At 46.6% G+C, this 12,256-nt stretch carries 8 protein-coding genes and 1 pseudogene; 7 read left to right on the top strand and 2 right to left on the bottom strand.

Annotated features, from left to right (window positions below; all coding sequences use genetic code 11):
* From WEIDD23_RS05085 to pepV, 5 genes and pseudogenes are all read left to right on the top strand, one after another.
* Positions 1-446, top strand: a pseudogene (locus WEIDD23_RS05085) (NADH-dependent flavin oxidoreductase); the annotation flags it as partial.
* A 2-nt stretch (positions 447-448) separates the two neighbouring features.
* Complete coding sequence (locus tag WEIDD23_RS05090) at positions 449-757, top strand: DUF7671 family protein (RefSeq protein WP_010370745.1); 309 nt, start codon at positions 449-451, stop codon at positions 755-757.
* Positions 758-974: 217 nt separating this feature from the next.
* Entirely contained in the window at positions 975-2,402 is a 1,428-nt protein-coding gene (gene gndA / locus WEIDD23_RS05095; protein WP_010370744.1) for an NADP-dependent phosphogluconate dehydrogenase, read from the top strand.
* 332 nt (positions 2,403-2,734) lie between these two features.
* On the top strand, positions 2,735-4,066 hold the full coding sequence (locus WEIDD23_RS05100) for an APC family permease (RefSeq protein WP_010370740.1): 1,332 nt from the start codon (positions 2,735-2,737) through the stop codon (positions 4,064-4,066).
* Positions 4,067-4,181: 115 nt separating this feature from the next.
* Positions 4,182-5,585: a dipeptidase PepV gene (pepV, locus tag WEIDD23_RS05105; protein ID WP_010370737.1), complete on the top strand. Its 1,404-nt coding sequence runs from the start codon at positions 4,182-4,184 to the stop codon at positions 5,583-5,585.
* 50 nt (positions 5,586-5,635) lie between these two features.
* Here the strand turns inward: pepV and WEIDD23_RS05110 are convergent, their stop codons facing one another.
* Positions 5,636-7,108 (bottom strand): hypothetical protein, encoded by a 1,473-nt coding sequence (locus WEIDD23_RS05110; RefSeq protein WP_062358814.1) that lies wholly within the window; start codon positions 7,106-7,108, stop codon positions 5,636-5,638.
* Positions 7,109-7,200: 92 nt separating this feature from the next.
* Positions 7,201-7,560 (bottom strand): hypothetical protein, encoded by a 360-nt coding sequence (locus WEIDD23_RS05115; RefSeq protein WP_010370731.1) that lies wholly within the window; start codon positions 7,558-7,560, stop codon positions 7,201-7,203.
* Positions 7,561-7,805: 245 nt separating this feature from the next.
* Here WEIDD23_RS05115 and WEIDD23_RS05120 point away from each other — a divergent pair, with 245 nt between their 5' ends.
* Positions 7,806-11,354, top strand: coding sequence for a PD-(D/E)XK nuclease family protein (locus WEIDD23_RS05120; RefSeq protein ID WP_010370727.1), 3,549 nt, complete (start codon positions 7,806-7,808; stop codon positions 11,352-11,354).
* A 3-nt stretch (positions 11,355-11,357) separates the two neighbouring features.
* Positions 11,358-12,256, top strand: an 899-nt coding sequence (locus WEIDD23_RS14530; protein ID WP_242865434.1) for a UvrD-helicase domain-containing protein, incomplete at its 3' end; no start/stop codon positions are given.

Raw genomic sequence — 12,256 nt, forward strand, 5'->3', positions numbered from 1 at the left:
ATCAGTCTTTGGCAATGGCCCAAGAAATTATCAAGCGGCCAATTTCTTATTTCCACATTTCATTGAAAGATGCTTTCCAGACGCCGTTTATGAACAAGGAAGACCAAGAGCCGTTGTACGCGAAGTATAAGGCCATTTTGGGTAATATTCCGTTGATTGTAGCTGGCTTGTTGCGCACGCCAGAACAGGTTGAAGCACTTGTACAAGCAGGTGTCGATGGTGCGGCGATTGGGCGTGAGTTGATTGTCGATCCTAACTGGGTACAAAAGGTGACTAATCAAGACGAAAAGGGTATTCGGTACGCTATTTCAACAAGTGATTTTGACATGTTGGGTATTCCTGAACCATTGCGTTTCTGGTTATTAACGCGTTTCAAGAAGGGACTTGTTGTCTCAACAGATGAGCAATTTGATCCGCAAGTGCCGTGGGCATACTATCGAGGTTAATGATGGCAGATAAATATCCAACAGCAGAATTAATTGGCGTTGTGATGACGCAAAGCAACAGTGGTGCATTTGAGCCTAAGGAGAATCCACTCACGCCGGCTGATTTTCACAGCTGGCGTATTGGCAAGCACACGAAGGGAAAACTCGGTAAGCCAGGTCAACTATTTTTGACGGAAAACAACCTCACTGTGATGTTAGTTGAAACCAAGAAGCTAGCCTTTAAAGATCGGCACGACATCACACCGATGGGTCGGTTTATGACGACAACAGCTTCAGATGAAGTAGTGACGTCCGTATTGGCACAATATTAAATAAGCATAAAGAATGTCGGACAGTAAGTTGTTCGGCATTTTTTATTGCGCAAATTCATTTACCAATCAAGGCGTATTAACTTAGCTGAATTTTGTATATGGGATAAACAATTTCACAATTAATTCACCAACACTTTTTATTTTGACTTTAAACTAATGAGGACTAAACTTATAGTCAATCGAGGGATAGAGATAAAACTTTGGAGGAAAATAAAACATGGCAACTGCAGATTTTGGTGTTGTTGGTTTGGCCGTTATGGGTCGTAATTTGGCTTTGAATGTTGAGTCACGTGGTTACACGGTGGCTGTTTACAACCGTTCAAGCGCTCGTACTGAAGATTTGGTACAAACGCACTCAGACAAGAAGTTTGTACCAGGTTATACTGTCGAGGAATTCGTGAAGTCAATTAAGGCCCCACGTCGTATCTTGTTGATGGTTAAGGCTGGTGCCGGAACTGATGCCGTCATTGAAGAATTGCTACCTTTCTTGGAAAAGGGTGACATTTTGATTGATGGTGGAAACACGTTCTTCGAGGATACAATGCGTCGTTCAGAGAAGTTGGCCCAATCAGGCATCAACTTCATCGGCATGGGTGTATCAGGTGGTGAATTGGGTGCCTTGCAAGGTCCTTCAATGATGCCTGGTGGCCAACGCGACGCTTATGATTTGGTTGAGCCAATCTTGAAGGAAATTGCTGCGAAGGCACCTGAAGATGGCAAGCCAACGGTTGCTTACATCGGACCAAATGGTGCCGGTCACTACGTCAAGATGGTCCACAACGGTATCGAATATGGCGATATGCAATTGATTGCTGAGTCATACGACTTGTTGAAGCGTTTGTTGAAGTTGGACAAGGATGCTTTGGCAGGCACATTTGCTGAGTGGAACAAGGGTGAGTTGGACTCATACTTGATTGAAATCACGGCGGACATTTTGACACGTGATGATGATTTGGGTTCAGGCAAGCCAATGGTTGATATGATTTTGGACCGTGCTGGTAACAAGGGAACTGGAAAGTGGTCATCACAATCAGCCCTTGAAGTTGGTGCCCCACAATCATTGATTACGGAATCAGTTTACGCGCGTTACATTTCAGCAATGAAGGACGACCGTGTGGCTGCTTCTAAGGTTTTGGCCGGTCCTGAGTTTAGCTTTGAAGGGGATGTAGACGCGACGGTTGAAGACATCCGCGAAGCATTGTACTTTGGTAAGATCATGTCATATGCACAAGGTTTCGACCAATTGCGTATGGCCTCAGATCACTATGACTGGGATTTGCAATACGGTGAGTTAGCTCAATTGTGGCGCGCTGGTGCGATTATTCGTGCCCGCTTCTTGCAACGTATTACAGATGCTTACGACAATGAAGCCGGTTTGCACAACTTGTTGTTGGATCCATACTTCAAGGATGTTGCCGAGAAGTATCAAGCAGCAGCCCGTCGTGTGATTGCTTTGGCAACGGCAGCTGGTGTACCAGTACCATCATTGTCAGCAGCGGTTGCTTACTTTGACTCATACCGTTCTGAAGTGTTGCCTGCTAACTTGATTCAAGCGCAACGTGATTACTTCGGTGCGCACACTTACGAGCGTACGGATAAGCCAGCTGGTGAGATGTACCACTACTCATGGTATGAAGAAGCTTAATCTCGTTAATAGTTAATATTAAAAACAATTAATCTCAAAAACTAAGGGTAACGCGCTTGGTTTTTGAGATTTTTTTATTGCTTGTTTAATTTCTGAGAATATGATAAGATTTTAATCGTTATGAAAATGCACACTAAAAAGAAGGAGAACGATTATGTTTATCTTTGCAAATAACAATAATAATAATGATCGTTCAAACTCAACACAATTAGTGATTGGGCGTTTTCGTGTAACGCTTGAACTGTAAGAACGATTTGCAGTCATCCAATCGCTAGGATTGGGTGGCTGCTTTTTTTATATCATTGTTATGTGGGAGTTGTAGGAATTACGTTATGGAAAACAAGATTGAATTGAAACGATCGATGGGTATTTGGTCGGGGTTAGCGATGGTTATCGGAACCGTGATTGGTTCGGGAATCTTCTTTAAGCAAGCGGGTGTCTTGCAAACAGCGGGTTCATCAACGGCTGGGTTGTTAGCTTGGATTGTCGGTGGTGTGATTACGCTGGCGGCAGGACTAACAATTGCCGAGGTTGGTGCGCGCTTGCCAAAGACCGGTGGCTTGTACAGTTACATTGAAGAGCTTTATGGTCCTGCGGCTGGATTCTTAGCTGGTTGGATGCAAGTGGTTGTTTATGCACCGGCCGTTATTGCTTCAATCGCAGGGTATGCCGCATTCTTGACGGCGAACTTCTTGGGCTTGTCACAATCATCAGCCACTTGGATTTCAGTTATCTTCGTGGTCTTTGTGGCTGGCATCAACATGTTGGAGAATCGGGTACCGGCTGCTTTCCAAGTGGCAACGACCTCAATTAAGTTGGTGCCAATCGCGGTCTTGATTGTGTATGGCTTGTTCTTCGGTAAGGTTGATGCATTGGGCCAAACGGTTCACCAAGTGGCAACGACCGGTGGTGGTTTTGGAATGGCCATCCTGGCAACGTTGTTTGCGTATGATGGTTGGATTTTGCTATCAAACATCGCTGGTGAGTTGAAGAACCCACGCCGTGACTTACCTCGTTCAATCGTGGGTGGGTTGCTAATCGTTGTCTTGGCCTATGTTGGGGTGACGTTTGGTGTGTACCATGCTTTGCCATCAGATAAGATTGTGGCGTTGCAAAACAATGCGACGTTTGCGGTGGTTCGAGCTGCCTTTGGTGACTTTGGTGGGCGTGCGTTGAGTTTGGCTATTATCATTTCAATGTTGGGAACGTTGAATGGTAAGATGTTGTCATTCCCACGAATGGCTTACGCGATGTCATTAGATGGCTTGTTCCCAAAGTATTTGAGCAAGCTAACACGTAAGACGCAAGAGCCAGTTAATGCCATTATCACGGTGACGTTGATGACGGTGTTGTTGGATATCTTCTATACCAAGGGTGTGGATCGTTTGTCAGATATTGCGATCTTTACGATTTGGATTTTCTATACCGCAGCATTCTTCGGTGTCTTCATCTTGCGTCGCCAAGTGAAAAAGGGGCTTTTGGCTGAACAGGATACGTTGTTCAAGACACCATTGTTCCCAATTACACCATTAGTTGCCATTTTTGGTGCCTTGTTTGTTTTGGGCTCAACAATTATCAACGACTTTGCAGGGGCTGCTTTGTCAATCGTACTAGTCTTGATTGGATTACCAGTCTTCTACTACTACAAGAAGAAGCGCGCATAAAACAGGTTATAAAAAAAGCGAGGACACGTGGTTGTCCTCGCTTTTTGGCTTTACAGGGGTTGGCAAACTGGTTTAAAATTTAAAGTATTAAAAAACCGTGAGAAAAGAGAACGCTATGGAATGGTTCGAACGAACAAAGCCGTATGAGGCGGATTTGATTGCCGACTTAAATCAAATTGTAAAAATACCATCAATATTAGATCCAAATACACAGTCGGATCGGACCCCGTTTGGCGTTGACATGGCGCGTGCTTTAGCAAAGATGGAAGAATTGGCTGCGCGTGATGGCTTCCGTTATGGTCGGGTTGATAACATGGTCACGTGGATTGAGTACGGACCGGCTGATGCAGCCGAAACGGTCGCTATTTTGACGCATATTGATATCGTGCCCGCTGGTGAAGGCTGGTTACGTGATCCATTTAAGCCAGAAATTTTGGATGGCCTCTATTTTGGGCGTGGTGCAGCCGACATGAAGGCCGACCTGATGAGTGCGTATTATGCGATGAAGTATTTAGCAGACCATGAAATCACACTGACCCGCAAAATTCGTTTAATTATTGGGACGGATGAGGAAAATGGTTGGCGTGATTTACCTCGTTACTTCGAGGTAGAAGGTGAGCCGACAATGGGATTTTCACCAGACGGCGCCTTCCCAGTTGTGAATGGTGAAAAAGCCTTTCAGACGGTGCAACTGCGGTTTGCTAACCAGACTACCGGAGATTACGTGCTACGACGTTTCATTGCTGGCTCACGACCAAATGTTGTTCCAGGCGAAGCACGAGCGCGTGTTTCAGTGCCAAATCCAGCTCAAGTACAAAATGAATTTGCGCCGTATTTGGCACAATATCCGTTTTTAAGTGGGCAAAGTGAAGTTCGTGATCAAGAAGTACGCCTCTTGTTGAAGGGTGTGCAAGCGCACGGGGCTTACCCGCAAGATGGTGAAAACGCGGGCACCTATTTGGCCAACTTCTTGCGCCGTTTTGCATTTAATGCCGATGCCAAAACATTTTTGGATTTCATTGGTCGCGTTGTACATGATGATATTGGCGCCGAAAACCTCGGACTGCGGTATCATGATGACGTGATGGGGGACTTAACGCTTAATGTTGGTGTCATGCGATTTAGTCAAAATGGTCAAGGGACAATTTTGTTGAATTTCCGTTACCCACAAGGTGTGAATGTCCAAGCAGTGACAACCCAAGTCCAACGGCATTTGGGCGACTTTGCGGCGACTGTTGAAGTGTGGCCAGGGGGAATGGAACCGCATTTGGTCCCCGAAACAGATGAATTAGTTGGGACGTTATCATTAGTTTATGCGAAGCAAACCGGGATGTATATGAACCCCCGTACGTCAAATGGTGGGTCATATGCGCGTTTGTTGAAGCGTGGGGTAGCCTTTGGTGGCCAGTTCCCAGATGTGCCAGTTACGAGTCATCAAGCAAATGAATCAACGCCCGTTGCGAACTTAACGCGATCGATGGCCATTTTTGCCGAATCGTTGTTAAAATTAGCGAAATAAGATCAAAAAAAGCTACCTCATTTGAGGTAGCTTTTTATTGTTGATTAAGTTTACTTACCGAATAGATTGAACATCCAATCGAAGAAACGCGTAACACCCTTTGGCACGCCACCGAGGAAGTAAGCGAAACCAGAGAAGGCTGAAACCAAAATTGACGCAACAGAGGTAACGTTACCCGTGTTGAAAGTAGATTCCGGCTTGTAAGCTGGTGTGTTATTCGTCAAATCTAAGTGGGTTGTCGTATCTAAGTGGGTTGTCGTATTGTTCTTGAAAATATTAGGTAATGCATTTTTCTGTGCTGCTTCGGCAACGGTCGCTTGGTGGGCAACACTAGCCACGGCCGTTTGAGTTGGCTGTGAAGCATTGGGAGTTGTGACCGTGTCGGTTGTTGCAGGTGTATCAGTCGTTTGCTTAGCAACAGCTACGCTTTTTTGAGGTGTGCGCCCAGCAACCAGCTTTGGTGCTAAAGCCTGCGTTGTTGCATTAACTGAAGTGATCACAGACGCCGCCGTGACTGTCGCTAAGTCGATAGCTGGCTTTGACGTCTGACGAACATTACGTGGTGCAACGCTGACGGCTGACTCCGAAGGGGCAACTGACGTTTGTGAAACACTGCTTGCAGATGTAATTGGGGTTGCTGATGCACTTGAGTCGATCGATGACACAGGTGGCATTGGCACACTATTACTTGGTGCAACCGAACCTGATAAGTCGCTACTCTTAGGCAAAGTAATTGAACTTGGCACGACGCTTAGCGAACTACTGTAACTTGGTGCGATTGATTCAGAACTTTCGCTCGGCGCTACGCTATCGCTTGGTATGACAGAGCTAGGTGCCATACTTCCGTGAGGTGTCACGGGTTCAGGTGCTTCGCTTGGCACGTTAATTGAATCTGATGGCGTTGAATCTGAATAGCTGACGTTTTGCGTTGCTTGCAATGCTGATAGTGAAGCCGCTGCAGCAGAAGATTCTTGGGCTGCTAACGAAGATACCATGGCGTTGTACGAAGCCGCTGAAGATTCGGCGGCTTGTGAGGCAGCGATATCTGATGCACGCTGGGCATCAGCAGCGGCTTCAGCAGCCACTGCTTGCGACGTTGGATCACCTGCGTAGTATACAGGGACATCAAGGTTCTGCATGCCTGAAGCAGCAAGGTAATCAGCGTTTAGTTTAACTGATCGATCGTTGATGTACGTATAAGCATTTGGATCAACCAATGTTGCTAATTGATCCGTTGCAATTCTATTCTGTAGGAAATTGTCAGGAATAATGGCGATGTAGTCGCCGGCAGCATCTGCGGTAACGTTAATGCTAATTGCATCCCCGAGATGTGAACTGCCAATATACATATTTTTAAACGTAACCGTGAAAGATTGTGACTGTGTAACCGGAGCGAGTTGCTCTTGACCAGGAATCACATCATCAGCGGCTACGTTGGTTGTGGTGTAACCAGCACCTAAACCAGTTAAAAGTAGACCGGTCGCTAATCCGCGGACCAGGTACTTACTCGTAGTCTCTTTCATTTTTTCTCTCTTTTCTCTATAAACCATACATTCCCGTATATTATACATGGGTTTGTATGAGTTAAATCATTTATCCGTAAAACTAGAAAATGTTAACGCGTAAAGTAGTAACTAAAGGAAATAGCTTTCAAAATCCAAGCAACTATCAGACCAAATAAAGGTAGGTTTCCTAAAATAGCTCGCTTTATAGAGTTACGTCGAACCGCTGTACGGACGACGCGAATAACGCCTAAGAGAATGGCAATTGATAACAACCCTAGTGAAAGGGCCACGATACCGACTTGAACCGGTCGAATCATTGTATCTGCCACACTCGATATACCGTAAAGGCCGATAAAGACGGGCAACAAGAAGTTTACAATATCAAACTTCTTCGCTTTGCGTCGAGGTGTCACCTTGGTTTCAGGCGTGGCGGATACATGTGTCGTGTCAACTGAGTGAGGTGACATCATGACAGCATTCTCCATTTCTATAACAACTATATAATCTCTTTTTTATATCTCTTAATTCACACTTGAAATCGGACATCTCTCTCAAAAGTGTCCAGTCATGCTGTATTATTTTAGCATTTTTAGTAAGTGCCTTCAACGAAACCAGCAGAACTTTTGATGGTTGGGTGTTGCATGAGAGAGATTAGGGGAAACCTAAGATAACTGGTAAAATGGTAGCAACAAAGCGCTTTTTAAAGGAGGGGCAAATGGCACTTGAATTATTGTTTGGTCGGGCAAGCTCAGACCATGAATTAGCGTTGCTCGAACGTGTCCAAGCTACGTTAGCAGCTGATGATCAAGCGGAAATCTTTTATGTGGTTCCTAACCACATTAAGTTTGAAACGGAAATTCAGGTTTTGAACCGACTAGCAACCCTACAGGATCGGCATGGCGCGGCAGTTGCTGTGCCAAATGTGCAGGTTTTCTCACTGAGTCGTTTAGCTTGGTACTACATGCAAAATGATCCTATCTATCGGCAAGCCAATTTGTCAGCGACGGGGATGACAATGTTGGTGCAATCACTGTTGCGGGAGCATCAAACGGAGCTTGAATTGTACGGTAACTTATTGACGAAGCAAGGGTTTATTAGCCAGTTTGCGAGTCAAATTTTGGAGCTTAAGCAGGCCGGCTTGTCGTGGCAAGAAGTTCGTGACATGGCAGATGCCTTAACGCAACAAGGGACACTGCAAATGAAACTCCATGACTTAGCTTTAATTGGTGAGGCCCTAGACCAAGAATTAGCTACGCGCAATCAGTATTTGAGCAGTCAATTATTGGCAGCTTTGCGGGTTTATTTAGCAACTGAGAAAACGGATGTCTCACACCACTACTATTTCATTAACGGTTATTCCCAAATGACGACCCCAGAACGTGGCGTGGTTGAAGCGTTAATCGAACGGGCCGGGGGCGTCACAATTGCCTTGCCAGCGGATGATGGTTCGGCCAGCGTGACGGCAGAGAGTTTGTCAGAAAATGATTTATTTTACCGCCCTAAGCGTTTAGCCCAACAATTGCGTCAGTTTGCGACTGACCATCAAGTGGCGGTGACGGCAAGCAGTGTGACTATGCAACGGCCAGTCAGTGAGACAATAACGACGGTTGAGTCATTTTGGATTGCTTATGAACAAGAAGGTGTGAAACCCAACGGTCAGACGCCAACCCCAAAGGATTTGGCGATTTGGCAGGCGACGACGCGCTATCAAGAGATTGAACAGATGGCCCGCATGATTCGTCAAGAAGTGGCTAGTGGCAAGCGACGCTACCGGGACTTCATGTTAATGACCCGAGATTTAGGTCAGTATGAAAACATGTTGCCGGCGGTTTTTGCGCGCTATCAAATTCCGGTCTTCATGGATTTGGACCGGCCGATGGCGGCGCATCCCCTAGTAGCCTTTCTTGATAAACTCTTCCGTTTAGCACCGGCGTATACCATCGCAGATGTCATGGGCCTGTTGAAAACGGAATTACTGATTCCAGAAGATGTGACCGTTGCTGAGTACCGGGAAGCGTTGGCGGAAACCGAAAATTATGTCTTGGCTAAAAACACGCCAGGCTGGCGCTGGACAGATAAGCAGCCATGGCAATTCGATCGTAATGTCGCCGACTCAGATGATGAAGTCTTGCGGGAACACGTTGCGGAAAAGGATGCGCAATTGGCACTGATTCACGATCAAATTAGCACCGTTGTGGCACCATTTTTGGCAGATTTGGCCCAGGCCCCAGATGCGCGCGAGATGGCAAGACGCCTCTACCTGTTTCTAACAGAAATTGGCATGCAACAGCGTTTGCTAGCATGGCGTGATGAGGCGATTGCCCAGGGAGACTTGTGGACGGCACAGCAACCCGAACAAGTTTGGCGGACCTTTATTGGCGTACTGGACGATTTTGTCACGGTCTTTGATCATACGCCGATGACGATTGCAGAGTTACAAGAATTGTTGAAGGCAGCCTTTGATAGTGCCAAGTACACGGGTATTCCAGCTACGATGGATCAAGTCCGTGTGTCGGAAAGTGGGATTGTGCAGCGCCAAGGTTATCATACGGTGATTGTTTTTGGTGCCACAAGTGTGAATTTACCAGCCACGACACGTACAAAAGCGTTGTTACATGATGGTGACCGAGAAATCTTGCAAGATCGGTTGCCCGAGCACGCGTTCCTGCGTGAAACATCGGAACAGCAAATGGCACAAGAATCATTGCTGATGTACAGTGCGATGATGACGGCTGCGGATCGTCTGATTTGGCTCTATGCAACTAGTGATGGTGAAGGGAGCCAACAACCATCAACGTATGTCACGCGATTGATGAAACAATTTAACGTGCCGGTACGCCATTTCGCGGCGTTGCCAGATCCGAATACGATGCGCATTGGCGATTATGTCGGCACGGTTGATAGTACATTGGCGCATTTGGTTAGCGTGAATCGCCAAGCGGCCAATCAGCAACCTGCCGGTACATTGAGTAGTGCGTGGCAAACCTTGCAACAACAAGTTAGCCAAATGGCACCAGATAAGACGGCGCGGGTGATGGGTGGTCTAACGTATCGTAATGAGCCACAACAAATCTTGGCATCACTGATGAGTCAGTTATTTAGTAATGATTTGAAGGTGTCGATTTCACGTTTAGAAAATTATGCCAAGAACCCTTTTGAATTCTTCCTGCAGTACGGCTTACGTCTCAAGGAGCGCCAAGTTTTGCAACTAACGCCGGCTGAAAAGGGGACGTTGATGCACACGATTCTAGAGCAGCTGTTTGCTGAATTGATTCGTCAAGACAAAACGTTAAGTGAGTTAACGGATAGCGAGCTAGAAAACCTGGAACGCAATATCTTGAACGGCTTGCTACGCAGTGGGGATGCCACGTTTGATATCTTCAGCAGTTCTGCGCGCATGACGTTTTTGACGCAACGTTTGGCTGCTCAAGTTCATGATACGGTACTGAATATGAAACGTGGGCAACTGGTCGATGGTGGTGTGCACACGTTAGGTGTTGAGGCTGGCTTTGGCTTGCCGCAGAGTAAGCTTAAGCCGGTTCAGTACGAATTACCCTTAGGTAAGGTGACGGTCCGCGGTAAGGTTGATCGGTATGATTTGGTCGAAACCCCAACGGGCAATTTTTTGACGATTGTTGATTATAAGTCGGGTAAGCGGACGTTTGATTACACCCAGGCCTTCGCCGGGTTAGAGTTGCAATTAATGACTTATTGGACGGCCATGCTGGCAAATGCGACGGTATTACCGCCAAGTGAGATGGGTGGGGCTGTCTTCTGGTCACTCCAAAATCCATGGATTAAGGTCAAGGATATCGCAGGTGATACATTGGCGGAGTTACAGACGCAAGCTGATGTGGCAGCGGCAAACCAAGGCACCTATCGCGGGGTTCTGCGCAATGATGAGGCCTATATTGAGCGACTTGAAGGCGTTGATGGTGTGAAGGCACCGTTTGCCATAAAACGTAATAAAAACGGGTCGTTTGCGAAGGCAGCGGACGTCGTTGATGAAGCCGATTTGGATATTTTGCTGGCCTTTAACGAAGCCAAAATCCGCCAGATTGCGAGCCAAATTTTGGCTGGGCAATTCCCACTGCTGCCATTCCGCGATGGCCCAAACAAAACTGGGATGATGTATACGCCGTTTAAGCCAGTCATGATGTTTGATGCCATGATGGGGAATCAGTATCGCAATATTAAAAAGCTAGATGCTAAGGATGCTTTGGCAGCGATGCAATCAGTTATTACAGACGAGGAGGACGACTAGACCATGAATTTTACAGCATCACAAGAAGCCGCCATTACGGCACGCGGTGAAAATATTTTGGTGTCTGCCTCAGCGGGATCCGGTAAGACTCGCGTGTTGGTTGAACGTGTGACCCGTCGTTTGTTAGCCGGCGAAAATGTGAATGAGTTTTTGATTGTGACATTTACAGAAGCAGCCGCTGCGGAAATGAAAGAGCGACTCGAAGGTGCAATTCGTAGCGCCTTAGCTGAGTCGGAGGGCACCCAACGACAACACCTGTTGAAGCAATTGCGATTGTTAAACGTCGCCAACATTTCAACATTGCACGCGTTTGCTTTGCGACTGATTGAACAATATCACTACACCATCGATTTGGATCCCCAGTTCCGTCTATCTGATGATGCCGAACGGACATTGTTGATGATGGAAGTCTATGGCGATCTATTAGAGGCACGTTATGCTAATGACAAGGACCAAGTGTTTGCTCGTTTTGCTTCGCAATTCGCTTCAGGGTCGACAGACGACCGGACGTTGCAAGAGGCGGTGTTTACGCTGTTCAACTTTGCCATGGCGCGACCAGATACGACAGCGTGGTTAGAAGGCTTAGCTGCACAATATGAAATTGCTGGGTCGTTGACTGAGACGCCGTTTTATCAGGCTCAGATGTTGCCGATTATGACGTCTGAATTGCAGACATTAGTGACACAAGCTGAGCAATTATTGAACCAAGCGCCCGATACGATGGATGAAGTACCTGCTTTGAACCGGTTATTAAATTTACAGACGGATACTGATACCTACCAACGGTTATTGCAAGTTGTCCAGGATACAACCGTCAGTTGGGACGATATGCGCCAGGCCTTTTTGTCAGCCGATGTGATGGGCTGGGGGACCGGCGCAGACGGCAAGCGCAAGAATTTTAC

Origin of the sequence: Weissella sp. DD23, from assembly GCF_001579105.1 — a bacterium.
GTDB lineage: Bacteria > Bacillota > Bacilli > Lactobacillales > Lactobacillaceae > Weissella > Weissella cibaria.